We start from the raw sequence: 17,354 nt of genomic DNA, 5'->3' as shown, positions 1-17,354 counted from the left end.
GCGCGTTATCATGAAGCACTTGCCGCAGCTGGATCCAAGCTGATGCACGAACGATCTGCCGATCTGCATTACCGCTGGGCCGCTCTCTTAGCAGCTACCATGATCGCGCTCGGGGCGGGCCGTATTGCCTCGACCTACTTGGTGCTCTCACATGTCTTTGACGAACCGGCTCACATTGCTGCCGGCATGGAGTGGCTCGATCGCAGGTTGTACACCTATGAAGTCCAGCATCCTCCTTTGGCCCGCGTGGCGGCCGCGCTCATACCTTGGCTCACGGGATCTCGCTCGGTGGGTCAGCCCAGCATGTGGGAGGAAGGAAACGCTATCCTCTATGCAGAGGGTGCTTACGTTCAGCATCTGGCCTCCGCCCGGCTAGGGATACTGCCCTTTTTCCTGCTTGCCGCTGGCACGGTATGGGCCTGGGCGCGTCTAGTTTTCGGTGCTGGTTTCGCTCTGGGGTCCGTTTTCCTGTTCACCACCCTTCCACCGGTACTCGCCCACGCTGGCCTCGCGACGACTGACATGGCAGTCGGGGCTACCCTCCCCGCCGCTGTTTTTCTTTTCGCGAGATGGCTCGACCAACCAACTCCAGCGCGTTGTGCAGGCCTGGGATTTATGGCCGCCCTTACCGTGCTGTCGAAGCTGTCCGCGCTCGTGCTGCTGCCCTCTTGCATGGTTGGTTTGATCGGCTGGCGCTGGGCGGTCACCGCGCGTCGTAACCATCGCGGCCACCTCCCGGGGACCAGGACAGTCCTACCCGCCGGCCTACAACTACCCAGCTTCCGTGGCTTCATGGGGGTCGTCTGTGTCGCCCTGTTCACTCTCTGGGGCGGCTACCGGTTCAACCTCGTGCCCGCTCTGAGCGCAGACGCTCGGCCACACCATCTAATCGACCGGATTGCCGGCCCCAGCGGCCCGTTGCACGACCTGGCCTATACCATTGCGGAGGCCCCTCTTGTGCCACTGTCTGAACTCGCCAACGGCATCGCGGCAGTCGCTCAACACAACGCGGATGGCCACCGCTCCTACCTGCTTGGACAGACGAGTGAGGCGGGATCGTGGTGGTTCTTCCCAGTTTCGCTGGCTGTAAAGACCCCGGTCCCGTTCCTGCTCCTAACCGCCCTGGGATGCATCTTTTCGCTGAAGGCCTCATGGCGCGAGGGAGAATGGAAATTAGCGGTCCCAGCACTCTGCGCCGTCGTCATCTTCCTTGTGGTTCTACCGTCGCGCATCAACATCGGTGTTCGCTACATTCTGCCGATCTATCCACTCCTTGCCATTACGGCAGGGGTGGGTCTGTCACGCCTCACAAGGCTCATCAGGCCTCCCATGTTGGGCCGGGTTTTAGCTGTTCTTCTTCTCGGGTGGCAGTTGGCGTCCAGCTTGGTTGTGCACCCCGACTACCTCGCCTACTTCAACGAAGTTGCCGGGCGTCGTCCTGAGCGCATCCTGGTGGATTCAGATCTCGACTGGGGACAGGACGTCCATCGGCTTCGCGAGACCCTTCGGCAGTTCGGGGTAACCGAGGTCATTGCAATGATCCATGGTCATCCTGACGAGGAAGAACTGAGAAGCCAGGGCATCCCAGCCATCAGTACACCTTCAGGAGGCCTTTCGCTCGGCGGTTGGGTGGCCGTGAGTATTCACTGGCTTCAAGTGGATCCCGACCTTTCCCAACTGAGGTCCTGTGACCCTGTCGCGAAGGTTGGAAAGTCAATCAACCTTTATCGGCTGACGCAAAATGAAATACGGCCGGCTGGCCAGCAAACGATACCGCCGACCGAAGCGAAGGCTTGGTGCCGGTGACCGGCTGTCAATGTTGGCAACTGTTGGCTCGACCGCCCGCCCGAAGCGATCCGCTGGTGCTGCGACGCGCAGCGTTGACCTTCCCTCCGGGTACCGGTGCGGCACGTTGCGACTTCGCGTCATTTTGTTGCACGGGTCGCCCGATCGGGCGCCTTGGATTAGCCTGACGCAGGGACGATCCCTCGGACCCTGAGGGACGCCCGCCATGCCTTTCAAGGTCAACGCTGACCGCCGGCACCGCATCCCCAAACAGCGCCAGAGGGTAACCAACTGGGCTGAGTACGACGCCGGCCTGCGCGCCCGCGGCAGTCTCACAGTGTGGTTCACGGCAGAGGCGATTGAGGGGTGGCGAGCTGAGGCACGCAGTGGCCGGGGCGGCCAGGCGAAGTACTCGGATCTGGCGATCGCAACCGCCCTGACGTTGCGTGCTGTGTTCCGCCTGGCGCTGCGCCAGACCGAGGGCTTGATCGCCTCTATCTTGGAGCTACTCGGTCTCGATCTGGCAGTGCCAGACCACTCCACCCTTAGCCGTCAGGCGGAGACGCTGAAGGTGCTGCGGCCGAAGACGGGCAGCGAGCCAGTGCACCTTCTGGTGGACAGCACCGGTTTGCGGCTGTGCGGTCCCGGCGGCTGGCTGGAAGAGAAGCATGGCAGCAAGCACCGCCGGGCCTGGAAGATGCTCCACCTCGCCACGGACGCCGACACGGGCGAGATCGCCGCCTCGGTGCTGGCCGGCAGGGATGCTGATGACGTCTCGCAGGTCGGCCCCTTGCTCGAGCGGGCCGGTGTTTCCGTGGCCTCCTTCACCGGCGACGGCGCCTACGACCGTGAGGACGTCTATGCCGCCGTCGCGGCGCACCACCCCGATGCGGCTGTGGTTGTACCACCCCGCGCGAGTGCTGTGCCAAGCGGAGCCGGGCAGTCCGCACCAACGCAGCGGGACGCGCATCTCCGATGCAGTGCCCGGCGCGGCCGCATGGGTTGGCAGAGGACCTCGGGGTACAATTGGCATGCTCTGGTGGAGGCCGACGTCTCGAGATGGAAGCGCGTTATCGGTGACGGGCTACGCTCGCAAACAGATGGGCGACAAGCAAATGAGGTGGCCATCGCCGCCAGGGTGCTGAACCACATGCTTGAGCTCGGACGGCCGGAGTATGTCCGCATCGCGTGATCCCAGGCGCGGGTAGGGGCCAGCACGTCTCTGCCGCCGACCCACGCAACACGGCGCCGGATCAGCACTGCCGCGCTCAGCGAGCGCGGACGCTGCACGAGGCCGGGGAACCGCCGTGCCTCTCCGGCTTGTCGGCCCTTCCGTCAGCGTCCTGAACCCGCACGCGGTCAACCCGTTCCATCAGCAGGGCGCGTTTCCGAATTGGCCTCGTCGCGCCCGCCACCGGCGATCAGATCTACGGCCTGTCCGGGCCTCGTGCCCTAATCAGGCCGGATGCCGACTTCTCTTACCAGCTTCGTCCACATGGCGAGCTCCGTCTCCACGCGGCGGTCCAGGGTGGAAGGGTCTTCAGGGCTGACTAGTCCGCCAGCTTGCAAAGCCCTCTGCCGTAGCCGCTCATCGGCCAGGATGTCACGGCATTCACCGGCTAGCCGCTTAACGATCGGGCGGGGTGCCGCCTTCGGTGCGAAAAGACCAAACCAACTCTCCGCCGTGTAGCCGGGCAGCCCGGCCTCAGCCGCCGTGGGGACGTCCGGCAGGGCCGGGTGGCGCTCGGCGGCGGCCATGGCGAGGGCACGCAGGCGGCCGTCGCGGATCGGCACGGCCACGGGCGGCGGCGTGGTCATGTAGAACTGAATGCGCCCGGCGAGAACGTCGTTCATCGTCTCGCCCGTGCCTCGATAGGGCACATGGGTCAGGTCAATGCCCGTGCGTTGCTTCAGCAGCTCCGTGCCCAAGTGCTGGAGCGAGCCGGCACCGGAGGAGGCGTAGTTCAACTGCCCTGGTCGAGCGTGCGCATAGCTAATGAACTCCGACAGGCTGTGAACGGGGATTGTCGGGTGGACCATCATCACCTGGGGCGCTTGCAGGATGAGGGAGACGGAGGCAAGGTCACGGCGTGGATCGAAGTCGCCGTACCCTTCGACGGCAGGCTTCCCGGTCACGGTACCGGAGTAGCCGATCAGCAGCGTGTGCCCGTCCGGCCGCGCGCGGATCACGGCCTGCAGCGCGATCATGCCGTTGCCGCCCGCCCGGTTCTCCACCACAACAGGAACACCTAGCCGCTCAGAAAGAGGTTGGGCAATCAGCCGCGCCGTGTAGTCGGTAGTACCACCGGCAGGACCACTGACGATCAGCGTGACGGGACGGGACGGGAAGTCGGCTGCCTGAAGAGGAGACACGATGAGCAGCCCCGCTCCCGTGATCGTGCCGCCGATCAGTCCCCGGCGCCCCGTCTTCCCCTGCTGCATGATATTTCGTCTCCTCCGTTCGTCCTGGCAGCCCCGTTGCTCAGATCTTGCGCCTTCCCGGCGCCAGCAAGAACGTTATGCCGATCCAGCGCCTCGATCTCATCCGCTCCGAACCCGGCTTCCGCCAGAATCTCGTCGTTATGCTCGCCCAGGCGAGGAGGCTGGCGCCGCAGGCCCGCGCGCTCGCGGGTTCCGCCGAACTCCATTGGGAGGGCCGGCAGCAGGGCTTCCGCTACTCCGCCGCCGAGGGCGGAAATAGCCGTGGCCAGAAGCCCGCCTCCCGCCAGGAGGTGGGGGTCGTCGAACAGGTCTGCGGGCTTACCCACGGGCGCCCAGGAGATGGCGGCGGCCTCGCATCGCGCCACCACTTCGTCTCGGGGGAGCTTCGCTAGGCGCACCTTCACATCGGGGATCAGCCAGGGGCGCTGGCGGGCCCGGTCCGCGTTGGTGCCCAGGCGGCTGTCGGCGGCGAGGTCGTCGAAGCCGAAGGCCGCGCAGAAGCGCACCCACTGCGCGTCGCTGGTGACGCCGACGAAAACCTGCTCTCCCTCTGCCGTGGCGAAAGGCTCGTACACGCCCCAGGCGCCGCGGCGGGCAGGCATGGGGGGCACGGGCTCTCCCGTCGCAGCAGCGCCCGCCATATGGGAGCCGACGAGGAACACGGCGGATTCGAAGAGGGCACTGCCCACACGCTGGCCCTGACCCGTGCGATCGCGTTCGCGCAGCGCGGCGAGCACGCCAACCACACCGAAGACCGCGCCCATGATATCCACCACCGAGGCTCCGGCGCGGAGCGGCTGGCCGGGCGGGCCGGTCATGTAGGCGAGGCCGGACTGGAACTGCACCACCTCGTCCAGCGCCGGGCGGTGCTCGTAAGGGCCGGCGAGGAAGCCCTTGAGCGCAAGGTAGACGAGCCGCGGGTTGAGGGCCGAGAGCGTGTCCCACCCGCAGCCCAGTCGCTCCATCGTGCCCGGTCCGTAATTCTCCAACACTACGTCAGCCCCGGCGACGAGGCGGTGCACGGCGTCCCGCCCCGCGGGTGACTTCAGGTCGATGGCAAGGGACCGCTTGTTGCGATTGAAGGTGGCGAAGAAGCCGGAGGCGAAGCCCGGAAGGCGGCGAGTGTGGTCGCCGGCCGGAGCGGGCTCCACCTTGATCACCTCGGCGCCGAGGTCAGCGAGAAGGAGGCCCGCACAAGGACCCATGATGGTGTGGGAGAATTCGAGAACGCGCAGGCCTTCGAGCGGACGGACGCTCATGCCGCTGCCCTCTCGCGGAAGGCGCGTAGGCTGCCGCCGCGAAGAAGAGCGCTGGGCAGCGGGTGGCCGACGACGCGCTCGGCGAGATATCCCGCCTCGATCAGTGCGTCGACGTCCACGCCGGTTTCGATCCCTAGTTCTTCACAGAGCAGGACGAGTTCCTCGCTGGCAATGTTGCCTGGCGCGCCCTTATGCGCGGCGAAGGGGCAGCCGCCGAGGCCGCCTACCGTGGTATCGAAGCTGGCGACGCCCATCCGCAGCCCGGCATGAGCGTTGGCGATGGCTAGGCCGCGCGTGTCGTGCAGGTGCAGGGTGATCGCTAGCTCCGGCCAGCGTGCCCTCACCTCGCCGACCAGGCGCTCCACCTGTGACGGGTTGGCCCAGCCCATGGTGTCGGCGAGCGACAGGCGGACGATGGTCGCGCCCGCCTCCTCCGCCACCGCCATGCCATCCGCAATCGCCTGAAACACGTGCCCGAGCGTCACCTCGCCCTGAAAGTTGCAGCCAAAGGCAGCCATGACGCCGATGCGCTCCACGGGGATGCCAGCGGCGAGATGCGCGGCCGTCTGCGCGCGCATCGCCTCCACCTGCCCTGCCCAATCGCGGTTCAGGTTCTTCCGCGAGAAGGCTTCGGAAGCCGAGAGGGAGATGGAGCCAGTCAGGTGCAGCCGATAGCGAAAGGTCAGAGCCCGCTCCAGCCCGCGCGCGTTGAACCACAACGCGGTGAAGTCCACTCCCGCGCGCGGAGCGAAGCCCGACACCACGGCCTCCGCATCCGCCCAGCCCGGCACGAGCTTGGGCGAGACGAAGGAGGCGACCTGGATGTGCCGCAGACCGGTGGCCGAGAGCGCGTCGACCAGCGCGACCTTGTCGGCCGTCGGGATGGGGCCCGGCTCGATCTGGAAGCCCTCGCGCGGGCCCTCCTCGTTGATGGAGACGCGGCGGGGCAGGTCAGTCATGCGTTCACTCTCGCAAGTCGTGGGCGACGGACGACGCAGTGTCAGCTCGGCTGGAGCCCTGCGCGACGGACGACGGCGCTGAAGGTCTCGCGGTCGCGGCGGACCTGCTCCGCGAAATTCCGGGCGTTGGTCGGCGCGGCCTCGAAGCCGGCGGCGGCAAGGCGCTGGCGGGTGGTCAAGTCGCTGCCCGCGGCGATGAGTGCGGCTCCTGCTTTCTCCACGATCGGCGCCGGTAAGCCCGCGGGCCCGAAGAGGCCGAGCCAGCTCGTCACATCAAAGCCGGTTAGCCCACTCTCTGCGAGCGTCGGCAGGTTGGGCTGAGAGGCGGCGCGTGTCGCACCCGTGGTCGCGAGCATTCGTGCCCGCCCCCCCTCTACAATCGGCGCAGCGGAGGAGAGAGTGATGCAGGCCGCCTCCAGATTACCGGCCGCGAGGTCATTGGCCGCCTCCGCACCGCCGCGATAGGGAATGTGCTCGAAGCGCAGTCCCGCAGCCTGGGCGAACGCCTCTCCGGCGATATGGCCGCTGCTGCCGACGCCAGGCGAGCCGAATGTGACGGGCTGTGGACGCTCCCGCGCGGCCGCGATGAACTCCGCCACGTCGCGCGCCGGAAAGCGCGCACTGATAACCCAAACATAAGCCTGGACCGTGGCGCGGCCGAGATAGCTGAAGGCCGTTTCATAATCGACGGGCAGGTTTCGGAAGAGCAGCGGCGCGACGACGTGGGCCGCGGAGTCGAAGAGCAGGGTGTATCCATCGGCCGGACTGCGGGCCACCGCCGCCGCGCCGACCGTACCACCGGCCCCCGTGCGATTCTCGATGACAACGCTCTGTCCGAGTGCCTCGGACATGCGGGGCTGGAGGAGCCGCGCGATGGTGTCGGCCGCGCCGCCGGCCGCGTAGTTCACGACGATCCGAACAGGCCTGTCGGGCCAGGGCGCTTGAGCGCGCCCCACGGAAGGCAGGGCAAGCGCAGCGGGTAGGCCTAGCAGGACGCGGCGGCGCAGTGGCGGGACAGTTTGCATCGCTCTCTCCCCTATCGCGCGAGCGAAGTGCCGCGCTTCGTTCTGCTGTGCAGAACTCTTGTTCTGTTCTGACAAAAGTGGCAGTCTCCGGGCATGCAAGTCAAGCCGGCGGACGACGACGCGATCGAGGTGGCGAAGGGTTGGGCGTCCCCCGGGGTCACGGCGCTCGAGCGGGGACTCGCCGTGCTGGACGACCTGGGCGAGGCCGGGGGACCAGTCAGCCTGGCCGATCTCGCGCAGCGGACCGGCCTCTACAAAAGCACGCTGCTCCGGCTACTCGCCTCCCTGGAGCGATGCCGCTACGTGGTCCGCCAAGCGGATGGACGCTATCGTCTGGGACCGGTCCTGTTCCGGCTTGGCCAGTCCTACGCGAGCGGTTTCGACCTCCGAGCGGCCCTTGATCCCGCTCTCACCCGCCTCGCCGCAGCGACGCAGGAAGCGGCATCCTTCTTCGTCCGCGAGGGCGAGGCGCGCCTCTGCCTGGCGCGCGTGGAGGGCCGGCAGGAGGTGCGCGACTGGGTCACCATCGGAGCGCTGCTACCGATGAAGGGCGCCGCGGGCCACCTGCTGCGCTGCTTCGAGACTGGATACCGCTCCGGCCTGCCGCTGATCCACACCTCCTTCGGCGAGCGGACCCCTGAGGTCGCAGCGATCTGTGCGCCGGTTTTCCGTAACGGGGCCGTGCTTGCCGGTGCGCTCACCGTCAGCGGCACCTGCACCCGCTTCCGCGACGAGGCGCACCGCGCGGGCATAACGGAAGTGCTGCGGCAGGAGGCGAAGGCACTGACGGCAGAACTCGATGGCGATGTCTCAGGGTTTCGGGACACGCCCGACTGAAAGAAGGCCCGACGGGGGCTAGAGAGGGAAGAAATGGGTCGTACGCTGCTGGACAAGCTTTGGGATCGCCACGTCATCGAGGCGCTCGCGCCCGGCGTGGACCTGATGAATGTCGACCGTCACTACCTCCTTGAGATGCGCGCCGGCGCTTTTGGCGTGCTGGAGGATCGCGGCCTCCCGGTACGAGACCCGGACCGCACCATCGGCGTCGTCGACCACGTCGTCTCATCCGCCCCCGGGCGCGCCGGCGGGGCGCCGTGGACCGCGAGGCATCTCGCCGCAATGCGCGCAGGCTGCGAACGCCACGGCGTGGTGCTGCTGGACATTGATCACCCGGACCAGGGCATAGCCCATGTCGCCGGGCCGGAGCTTGGCCTGACCCATCCGGGCATGCTCGTCGTCTGCCCTGACAGCCATACCAGCACGCACGGCGCGCTCGGCGCCCTCGCCTGGGGCATTGGCTTCTCCGAGGTGGCGCATGTCCTCGCCACCTCGACCATCGTCCAGCGCAAGCCCCGGTCTATGCGGATCCGCTTTGAGGGCGAGGCGCCAGCGGGTATCACTGCGAAAGACTTGGCGCTTGCGGCACTCGCGGTGGTGGGGGCGGGTGGTGGCGTCAGCCACGCCATCGAGTTCGCCGGCCCGGCCATACGCGCCCTCGGCGTGGAAGGCCGCATGACCCTCTGCAACATGGCCGTCGAGTTGGGCGCCAAAATCGGGATGGTGGTGCCGGACGAGACCGTCTTTGCTTGGCTTCGAGGCCGCCGCCACGCCCCCTCCCCCGCTTTCTGGGACGCCGCCGTGAAGGATTGGCAGGCTCTCCAGACGGATGAGGACGCGGTCTTCGACCGGGATATGGAGGTCGGCATCGAGGGCCTCGCCCCGCAGATCACCTGGGGTACCAGCCCCGAGCACGTTATGTCCGTGGACGGCCGAATTCCCGATCCGGCGCTCGCGCCTGACGATACGCGCCGCAAGGCCTGGGCCGACGCGCTGGACTACATGGGCCTCATGCCAGGCGAGCTCTTGCTCGGCCAGAAGGTGGACCAGGTTTTCATAGGGTCCTGCACCAATGCCCGGCTCTCGGACCTGCGGGAGGCGGCCTCCGCGCTCCGGGGCGGCCAGGTAGCGCCGGGCGTGACCGCCTGGGTTGTCGCGGGCTCGCAGGGCGTGAAGCGTGCCGCGGAGGCCGAAGGGCTGGACGAGGTCTTCCGCCAGGCCGGCTTCGAGTGGCGCGAGCCGGGCTGCTCGCTCTGCGTCGGCGCGAATGGCGAGTTCGTGCCGCCGGGCGCGCGCTGCGTGTCCACCTCTAACCGGAACTTCGTCGGCCGGCAGGGGCCGGGCGCCCGCACGCACCTCGCCAGCCCCGCCATGGCGGCGCGCGCCGCTATCTCCGGCGCGATCGTCGATCCCAGGAGTTAAGCCGATGGATGCCTTCGCCAAACTCACCGGGCCGGCAGCACCCGTTCCGATGAACAATCTCGATACGGACATGATCATCCGTGTCGAGCGTTCCGCTGGCATTCCGCGCGCGGAGCTCGGGCCCTATGCGCTCGAATCCTGGCGCTTCCTTCAGGACGGCTCGCCGAATCCTGCTTGCGCCCTTAACCGATCACCCTATGACCGGGCTTGCATCCTGGTCGGTGCCGAGAACTTCGGCTGCGGCTCGGCGCGCGAGACGGCGGTCTGGGCGCTGCACGGCTTTGGTATTCGCAGCATCATCGCACCCTCCTTCGGCGGCGCCTTCCACGACAACCTCTTTGAGAATGGAATGCTGCCGGTCCGCCTTCCGGCGGAGGAGGTGACAGCACTGCGTTCCCTGGTGCAGCGGCACCCTGTTTTGACGGTGGATCTAGAGCGGCAGGAGATCCGCGGTGAGGGCCTCATCCTTTCCTTCCAAGTGGAACCCTTGCGAAGGAGAATGCTGTTGGAAGGCATGGACCCGATCGGCCTGACAATGACGCGCGAGCCTGCAATTGCGGCCTTCCAGGCGCACGACGCAGCGCGCCGACCTTGGCTCGCCTCCAGGAGATCTGGAAAAGGCCGTGCTGATCTCAGTTGAGCAGATATCCTACAGACGGGATTGCTTTGCGCTCTCCCGGGCAAGCACCTCGCACACGTTTCTTAACGAGCCAATCACAGCCTCGCGCTTGTCTTCCAGGTGAAGTTGGTCTCCGCCCAACCCGATCGCAAGCGGTGGCTGATCCGCCAGTAAGGGCAACGGTAGGGCAATGACTGACAGGCCCGGGCGTACAGCCCCGCGGCTTTCAGCATAACCACAGGCGCGAGCGGCTCGTAGGTCAGCGAGGAACTGGGGAGTCGGTATTCGGTTCGAAGCGTGCACCTCTTCCGCGTTCGCGCGCCGGAGAAGGCGACCCGCCTCTTGATCCGTCATCTGGAGGAGCAGCGCCTTTCCCAAGGCGGCTCGCGTTATTGGCCGAAGCATCCCAGCCTTCATCCGTTCATCCCCGCGCGCAGAAGGTCGTCGCAAGGTGAGGATGTACTGCACCGACGCACCCTGCTGTGTCCCGATCAGCACCGTCAGACCGGTCGTCGCGCGCAGGCTTTCCGCCAAGCGAAGCAGGCTGCTTTCCCCGAACAAGCGGTCCTGCAACCAAGCACCGAGCAGCATCACCCGGAGCGTGGGTCGATACCGGCGATCGAGCGGGTCCTGCTCAAGGTAACCAAGCCTCGCCAAGCCGGCGAGCAGGATCGAGGTGCTGGACAGCGGCGCGCTGAGATGCTCGGCCATCTCGGTCACGCTTGCAGGCCGGTGCGCCTCAGCGAAGAACTCCAGCGCCTCGATCGTACGACGCGCCGACTTCACCGCCGCGATCCTGCCTCCCGCTGCCATCACGCCTCCAAATTCACGTATGTGAAGCGCTGCAACCCTATCTGCCGAGTTATCATCCCCGCAACCGCACCCCTGGGCGCGGAGCGGAGAGGAAACCAAGCCATGACCTCGGCAGCTCTCATCGGGCGGCGGACGGCACTTGCCCTTGTGGCGGTACTCGCCGGGCGCCGGATCGCCCAGGCCGCCTACCCGGACCGGCCGGTCCGCCTTGTCATTCCCTACGGAGGGGGTGGGCAGACGGACATCGTCTCCCGCCTGATCGGGGACGGCATGGCCCAGCGGCTCGGTCAGGCGGTGCTGCCGGATAACCGCCTGGGGGCCGCAGGGGATGTTGCGGCCGAGCTCGTCTCGCGGGCACCGGCGGACGGCTACACGATCCTCAGCGGTTCAACGGGGACGCTGGGCGGCGTGAACGCAGCGCTCTACCGCAATCCGGGTTACGACTGGCAGCACGACCTGATGCCGGTCGGGCTGTTCTGCACGGCGCAGAACGTTGTTCTTGTCCATGCCTCTCTTCCCGTAAGGACGCTGGCCGAGTTTCTCGATTACGTGCGGGCACATCCCGACAGCGTGCCCTACGCGTCCTCCGGTATCGGCGCCACGACGCATCTCTCCATGGAAATGCTGCTGGAGCAGGCCGGAGGGTTACGGATGATCCACGTGCCCTACCGCCAGAGCACTCAGGGCATGACCGATCTGCTCGCGGGGCGCGTCAAGGCGCGCTGCCTGGGGCTGCCGGAAGCCGAGCCCGTCAAGACCGACCCCAATATCCGTGCGCTGGCCGTGACCGGCGCTGCGCGCAGTCCGCAGTGGCCGGAGGTGCCGACCGTGGCCGAGACCTTGCTGGGCTTCGAGGCGGTGAATGCTTTCGCTCTTGGGCTGCCCGCTCGCACACCAACGGAAATCGTGGAACGCTTGAGCACGGCCCTGAACGCAGCCTTGGCGACCGAAGCGGTTCGCGCTGGATTTCTCCGCGTGGGCGCTGACCCGGCGGAGGCGAACACACCGGAGGAGGCTGCGGCCTTCCTGCGCCGGCGCGGCGAGCGCTGGGCCGCACTCATCCGCCGCCTGGAGATCGTCGTTCAATGAGCGCTGCCGAAGCAATTGCCGCCAGCATGCCGGAGCTGTCCACCTGGATCGGCCGGATCCGTACGGACAAGGAGGACATCACGTTGTCTGCCGTACGCCGGATCGCCGCGACGTTCGACAACGATCCTGATGCAGTCGCTGATGGTGATGCATTGCCGCCGCACTGGTTCGGGCTGTTCTTCGCTGACATCCCGCGGCAATCCGCCATTGGCCCTGACGGGCACGCCCGCGCCGGGGAGTTCCTTCCGCCCATCCCGCTGCCACGCCGCATGGGTGCCGGGCGACGGGTCCGGACCCCCGGCACGCTGCGCGTGGGCGACACGGCAACACGGCGGACCGAGGTTGCCGCAATCACCCCGAAGACGGGACGGACTGGCGAGATGGTGCTGCTGACGATGCGGCGTACGGTCGAGGCGCGTGGGGAGGTCGTCGCCGTGGAGGAGTTCGACGCGCTGTATCGCGAAGCCGTGCGGCCGGGTGCTTCCAGCGCGACCAACCCGCCCGTATCGGCGACCACTGCGGCGGACTGGGCGGACACCGTCCAGATCGACCCCGTGCAAGTGTTCCGCTACGGCGCCATCACCTGGAACGCGCACCGTATCCACTATGACGCCGACTATGCCCGCGGCACCGAGGGCTATCCGGGGGTGGTGCAGAACGGAGGCCTGACGATGCATCTCATGGTGGATGCCGCGCTCCGGCGAGCGCCCGGTTCTCTGCAGGGGTTCACCGCCCGTCTCGCACGGCCGATGTTCGTGGGCGACCACATGACCTTTCGCGGCGCTGTCATGGAAGGGGGCGGTACACGCGTCTGGGCCAGCGACAAGGATGGCTTCCTGGCGGCGGAGATGACTCTGGAGTTCGACGCATGAGTGGCCCACTGTCAGGTGTACGGGTGGTGGACCTGACATCGGTCGTGGTTGGCCCGATCTGCACGCGTACCCTGGCTGATCAGGGAGCGGAGGTCGTGAAGGTGGAGCCGCCCGGGGGAGACCTTCTTCGGAACCTGGCGCAGGGCAGCCGAAATCCCGGGATGTCGGGCAAGTTCATCCAGTTCAACCGCAACAAGCGCTCCATCTGCCTCGACCTTAAGCAGCCTGAGGGGATGTCCGCGATGCGGCGCCTGGTTGAGGGAGCTGATGTCTTCGTCTCCAACATCCGCCCCTCGGCGCTTGCCCGGCTGGGGCTGGCCTATCCGGCCCTCTGCGAGGGTAACCCGCGCCTTATCCATTGCAGCATCCTCGCGTTCGGCTCCGGTGGCCGATACGCCGAGCGCCCGGCCTACGACCCCATCATCCAGAGCCTGTCCGGCGTGGCCGCCACCTTTGAGCGGGCAACCGGAGAGCCCCGTTTCGTGCCCATGGTGATGACGGACCACATTACGGGCATCATCGCCGCCCAGTGCATCGGCTTCGCACTCTATCGGCGTGAACGCACGGGCGTCGGGGAGGCGGTTGAGGTGCCCATGTTCGAGAACATGGCCTCTTTCGTGATGAGTGAGCACATGAGCGCGGCGACCTTTGAACCGCCGGTCGGTTCAACCGGAGACAACCGCATCCTCAGCCCGGAGTACCGACCGATGGCAACGAAGGATGGCTACATCACCGTTGGCCCCAACACCAACGCCCAGGCCTTCGGTTTCTTTGAAGCGATCGGCAGGCCGGAGCTTCGGGATGATCCGCGCTTCTGTTCCGCAACGGCTCGCACTACCAATGCTGCGGCGTATTTTCGCCTACGCTTGGAAGCCCTGCGCGAGCGGACAACTGCCGAGTGGCTGGAAGTGCTCGGCGCGCGCGACATTCCTTGCGCCCGCTACAACACACTGGAGGATCTGATGGAGGACCCCCACCTCGCCGACAGGGGCTTCTTCCGGGAGGAGGATCATCCTAGTGAGGGCCGCTTGCGCCGAACTGCCGCGCCAAATCATTTCGCTGGCGGCATGCGAGAGGAGGAGCTGCACGCCCCGCGGTTGGGGGAGCACACGCGGGAGGTGCTGCAGCAGGCGGGATATCAGAAGACAGAGATAGACCACCTGATCACGACCGGTGCTGCGCAGGCCTCCGCACGATGAACTGGCGCTCCCTTCTCTTCGTGCCGGCCACGGCTGAGCGCTTCATTGCAAAGGCGCATACGCGCGGCGCGGACGCGATCATCTTGGATCTTGAGGACTCGATTCCGCCCTTGGAGAAGGGCTCCGCGCGCGCTGCACTGAGCGGCGCGGTTCCACGTGTCTCACAGGCGGGTGCCGGGGTCGTGGTTCGGATCAATCAGCCCCTGGCACTAGCCGTACCGGATATCGCGGCGGCCGTTGGACCGGGAGTCGCAGCACTGATGCTGACGAAGGTGCTCGGCCCCGACCACGTCCACCTGCTTTCCAACGCGGTTGCCGAACGGGAGGATGCCTGCGGCATGCCCCTGGGCAGCACCCGTTTCCTGGCGCTGGTCGAGACCGTATCTGCCCTGCCGCAGATGGGGGCGATCGCTGCGGCGGATCCACGGATGGTCGCGATGGGGATTGGTGGCGAGGACCTCGCGACAGAGCTCGGTGCCGCTCCGACGGTTGATGGGCTTTACGTCTGGGCCGCCCATTGCGTCGCCGCATGCCGTTCAGCCGGGATCACACCGATGGGCTCGTTGGGCAGCCTCTCCAACCTGGAAGACCTGGATGGCTATCGCGCGGGCCTGCGCCGTGCCCGAGCCCTGGGCTTTGCCGCGGCGTCCTGCATCCATCCAGCCCATGTGCCGATCATCAACGAGGAGTACGGCGCAACGGAGGGTGAGCTGGACCGGGCTCGCCGCCTGGTTGCCGCCTTTGACCTAGCGCTTTCCCAGAGGGCCGGCGCGATGGCCTTCGAGGGTCGCATGATTGACTTGCCCATTGTCGAACGCGCTCGCCGCCTTCTCATCCGGGCTGAGGGTTGGAAAATCGGAACAACGTCTCCATTCGATAATCAGCAGACACAAAGGTAATGCGGCTGGTGAAAGCGCCATTTATCCGCTCATCACAGAGGATAGCACATGAGCAAATTTGGAAGTGAAGATCGGAATGATCTTCCAGCGCCGCTGTTTGGACAGTGCTAGGGCCTGTTAGCGCTTGATCCAGTCGAGGGTGGCGGCGAGGTGTAGGACGCCGAGGAAGCTGGAGGCGGTCTTTTCGTAGCGTGTCGCGACGGCGCGCCACTCCTTGAGCCTGGCCCAGAGGCGTTCGATAGTCTGAACGCAAATGACAAATGCCGCTGGTCTGGGCAGCGGGGCTGGTAGGGAGAACGTAGCGGATCTCGACGTCGCCGTTGGTGACGACGACCCGGGCCACGAGCCACTCGATTAGCTGCCGCCTCTGCTCCCAGGTGGCTTGCTCGAGGCCTTGGCTGATCGCGCGATGTCAGCTTGTCGATCGGTCTGGGCCGCCAACTGCCGCTCCTGTGTGGCGAGGGCCTGTAGTCTTTGCTCGATGTCACGGCGCCGGCGGCGGTACTCTTCCAGGCCTACCACGCCGGCCAGATAAACCTCGGTGAGGCGTTCGAGCTGTTGGGTCAGGCTGGTCTGTCCGCGCCGGAGCGCCTCGCGGCGTGCACGCAGTTCCTGCGGCAACTAGTGGCCGCCGTGAGCCCGCTCGAGCGCATGCCGGATAGCCTCCGGATGGATCAGGAGCTGGCGGAGATCCTCCCAGACGAGAGCCTCGACCTGCTCGGCCGGGATAAAGCGGGAGGGGCATGGGGCGTCGCGGTAGGAGTTCAGGGGCGAGAGCTTGCCACGGCAGCAGTAATAGCGATGGCGGGCTGACAAGCTTCGGCCGAGGCAGGAAAGACCACACACGCCGCAGCTGACCAGCGCGCGCAGCAAGTAGGGATGGGCGGTATTGTTGCGGCGGGCAAATTGCCTGTTTTGGGCGAGCTTGGTCTGGACGCGGTCGAAGCTCTCCTGGCTGACAATCGCCGGAATGGTGGCGACGGAAACCCATTCCTCGCGAGCCCGCAGGCGGCGGGGGGTCTCCTGGATGCGCCCTGCGAAGACCTCTCCGGTGTAGACGGGGTTGATCAGGATCCCGCGCAGCGTGGTGACATGCCAGCGCCCGCGCACACGAGGAGGGGGGATCCCATCCGCGCGGAGCTTCTGCGCCAGCCCGTACAGGCTGCGCCCTTCCTCCGCGTACCAGGCGAACATCTCGGCGACCGCTGCAGCCTCGACGTCATCGCATCGCACACCGGCCGGGTCACGCGGTCGGCCCGGGTCCACACGGTAGCCGTAGGGCGGCCTCGTCCAGGGCAGCAGGAGCCCTGCCTGCAGCTTGCGCAGGCGCCCCCGGCGCATGCGCTCCGCGATCAGGCTTCGCTCATACTCGGCCACGGCCCCCCGGATCTGCAGCAGGAGCTGGTCATGCGGGTCCTGGCTCATCGGCCGGTCAAGGAACTCGACCTGACAGCCCGTGGCGGTGATCTCCTCCAGCAGCAGGACCTGATGCACATAGTGCCGGGCCAGCCGGTCGGGCGCGGTAATCAGCAGCCGATCCAGATCACGCAGCGCGGCCCGATCGCGCAGGCGCTCGAGACCTGGTCGCTTGAGACCCGCCCCGCTGTACCCGTCATCGCGGAAGATGTTCTCCGCCGCCACCGTCCAGCCCTGCTCGGCGGCGTGCGCCTGCAGCCGATCGAGCTGCTGAGCGACCCCGTCGGCCTGTGCCTGACGCTGGGTGGACACCCGCGCATAAAGAGCGACCCTCATGGCTGACCTCCTCCTCGGGAGGCGCGGGGCCGGCCGGGGCGACGCACGCCTCCTCCACCTCGGTCCAGACCAGAAGCTGCTGATAGGCTCCCTCCCAGTGCCTCCGGCCATCCGGATGGGACTGGAACAGCCGGTGCACCCGCCACTCCCGCATCATGACCTCCCGCCACAGACCTCTCCTGCGGCAAGAGGCAAATGGCGGAGGGCGCCTCACGGCGGCGCAGCGAAAGCCGCCACCAACTCAGCCGGAGACGCCCAAAGCGGCTCAGGCAAAACTTGTCATTTGCGATCAGACCATCTCGACACGGTTGCGGTTGTTGTAGATCCAGACCGGGCAGAGGACGGGCGCCTCGTTCCTCTTGGGCGGAATGGCGGGTCGCGC

General features: G+C 66.8%; 16 protein-coding genes and 2 pseudogenes. 9 read left to right on the top strand and 9 right to left on the bottom strand.

Features of this window, described 5'->3' with window-relative positions; genetic code table 11:
* Positions 1-42 precede the first annotated feature (42 nt).
* Positions 43-1,806 carry a glycosyltransferase family 39 protein gene (locus D9599_RS26890; RefSeq protein ID WP_198384377.1) on the top strand — a complete coding sequence of 588 codons (1,764 nt, stop codon included), beginning with the start codon at positions 43-45 and terminating at the stop codon, positions 1,804-1,806.
* Between the two features lie 205 nt (positions 1,807-2,011).
* Complete coding sequence (locus D9599_RS26885) at positions 2,012-2,977, top strand: IS5 family transposase (RefSeq protein ID WP_198384376.1); 966 nt, start codon at positions 2,012-2,014, stop codon at positions 2,975-2,977.
* A gap of 260 nt (positions 2,978-3,237) precedes the next feature.
* Here D9599_RS26885 and D9599_RS26880 read toward each other — a convergent pair whose 3' ends face one another.
* The 4 genes from D9599_RS26880 to D9599_RS26865 are packed head-to-tail and all read right to left on the bottom strand — an operon-like array spanning position 3,238 to position 7,470.
* A complete protein-coding gene (locus tag D9599_RS26880; RefSeq protein ID WP_198384375.1) occupies positions 3,238-4,227 on the bottom strand; it encodes a tripartite tricarboxylate transporter substrate binding protein in 990 nt (329 codons plus the stop codon).
* Positions 4,194-5,486 (bottom strand): CaiB/BaiF CoA-transferase family protein, encoded by a 1,293-nt coding sequence (locus D9599_RS26875; protein ID WP_198384374.1) that lies wholly within the window; start codon positions 5,484-5,486, stop codon positions 4,194-4,196. Before D9599_RS26875 ends, D9599_RS26880 begins: the two co-directional genes overlap by 34 nt.
* Complete coding sequence (locus tag D9599_RS26870; protein WP_198384373.1) at positions 5,483-6,445, bottom strand: hydroxymethylglutaryl-CoA lyase; 963 nt, start codon at positions 6,443-6,445, stop codon at positions 5,483-5,485. The genes D9599_RS26875 and D9599_RS26870 overlap by 4 nt, the downstream gene beginning before the upstream one ends.
* A 41-nt stretch (positions 6,446-6,486) precedes the next feature.
* Positions 6,487-7,470 (bottom strand): tripartite tricarboxylate transporter substrate binding protein, encoded by a 984-nt coding sequence (locus tag D9599_RS26865; RefSeq protein ID WP_198384372.1) that lies wholly within the window; start codon positions 7,468-7,470, stop codon positions 6,487-6,489.
* 93 nt (positions 7,471-7,563) lie between these two features.
* On the opposite strand from D9599_RS26865, the gene D9599_RS26860 reads away from it, so the two are divergent.
* Genes D9599_RS26860 through leuD form a run of 3 tightly spaced genes read left to right on the top strand, consistent with a single transcriptional unit; the run spans position 7,564 to position 10,369 of the window.
* Positions 7,564-8,307 carry an IclR family transcriptional regulator gene (locus tag D9599_RS26860; RefSeq protein WP_198384371.1) on the top strand — a complete coding sequence of 248 codons (744 nt, stop codon included), beginning with the start codon at positions 7,564-7,566 and terminating at the stop codon, positions 8,305-8,307.
* Between the two features lie 33 nt (positions 8,308-8,340).
* Complete coding sequence (locus tag D9599_RS26855) at positions 8,341-9,729, top strand: 3-isopropylmalate dehydratase large subunit (protein ID WP_198384370.1); 1,389 nt, start codon at positions 8,341-8,343, stop codon at positions 9,727-9,729.
* 4 nt (positions 9,730-9,733) lie between these two features.
* Positions 9,734-10,369 carry a 3-isopropylmalate dehydratase small subunit gene (gene leuD, locus D9599_RS26850; protein ID WP_198384369.1) on the top strand — a complete coding sequence of 212 codons (636 nt, stop codon included), beginning with the start codon at positions 9,734-9,736 and terminating at the stop codon, positions 10,367-10,369.
* Between the two features lie 9 nt (positions 10,370-10,378).
* On the opposite strand, the gene D9599_RS26845 is transcribed toward leuD, so the two are convergent.
* Positions 10,379-11,134 (bottom strand): IclR family transcriptional regulator, encoded by a 756-nt coding sequence (locus D9599_RS26845; protein WP_198384368.1) that lies wholly within the window; start codon positions 11,132-11,134, stop codon positions 10,379-10,381.
* A 129-nt stretch (positions 11,135-11,263) separates the two neighbouring features.
* On the opposite strand from D9599_RS26845, the gene D9599_RS26840 reads away from it, so the two are divergent.
* From D9599_RS26840 to D9599_RS26825, 4 genes are read left to right on the top strand one after another with little or no spacing between them, the layout of a single operon-like run.
* Entirely contained in the window at positions 11,264-12,250 is a 987-nt protein-coding gene (locus D9599_RS26840) for a tripartite tricarboxylate transporter substrate binding protein (RefSeq protein ID WP_198384367.1), read from the top strand.
* On the top strand, positions 12,247-13,122 hold the full coding sequence (locus tag D9599_RS26835; RefSeq protein WP_198384366.1) for a MaoC family dehydratase N-terminal domain-containing protein: 876 nt from the start codon (positions 12,247-12,249) through the stop codon (positions 13,120-13,122). Before D9599_RS26840 ends, D9599_RS26835 begins: the two co-directional genes overlap by 4 nt.
* Entirely contained in the window at positions 13,119-14,321 is a 1,203-nt protein-coding gene (locus D9599_RS26830; protein WP_198384365.1) for a CaiB/BaiF CoA-transferase family protein, read from the top strand. The genes D9599_RS26835 and D9599_RS26830 overlap by 4 nt, the downstream gene beginning before the upstream one ends.
* Positions 14,318-15,220, top strand: a complete 903-nt coding sequence (locus tag D9599_RS26825) for a CoA ester lyase (protein ID WP_198384364.1) — start codon at positions 14,318-14,320, stop codon at positions 15,218-15,220. The genes D9599_RS26830 and D9599_RS26825 overlap by 4 nt, the downstream gene beginning before the upstream one ends.
* 117 nt (positions 15,221-15,337) lie before the next feature.
* Here the strand turns inward: D9599_RS26825 and D9599_RS26820 are convergent.
* From D9599_RS26820 to D9599_RS26805, 4 genes and pseudogenes are all read right to left on the bottom strand, one after another.
* Positions 15,338-15,460, bottom strand: a pseudogene (locus D9599_RS26820) (transposase); the annotation flags it as partial.
* Positions 15,461-15,574: 114 nt separating this feature from the next.
* Positions 15,575-15,841 carry a hypothetical protein gene (locus D9599_RS26815; protein ID WP_198384363.1) on the bottom strand — a complete coding sequence of 89 codons (267 nt, stop codon included), beginning with the start codon at positions 15,839-15,841 and terminating at the stop codon, positions 15,575-15,577.
* Positions 15,842-16,972, bottom strand: coding sequence for a recombinase family protein (locus D9599_RS26810; protein WP_198384362.1), 1,131 nt, complete (start codon positions 16,970-16,972; stop codon positions 15,842-15,844). It abuts the gene before it with no gap.
* A gap of 298 nt (positions 16,973-17,270) precedes the next feature.
* Positions 17,271-17,354 (bottom strand): annotated as a pseudogene (locus tag D9599_RS26805) (IS5/IS1182 family transposase); the annotation flags it as partial.

Source organism: Roseomonas sp. KE2513, assembly GCF_016107305.1.
GTDB lineage: Bacteria > Pseudomonadota > Alphaproteobacteria > Acetobacterales > Acetobacteraceae > Roseomonas.
Note: the sequence above shows the minus strand (reverse complement) of the source record. Positions and strands in the feature narration are given on the sequence as shown.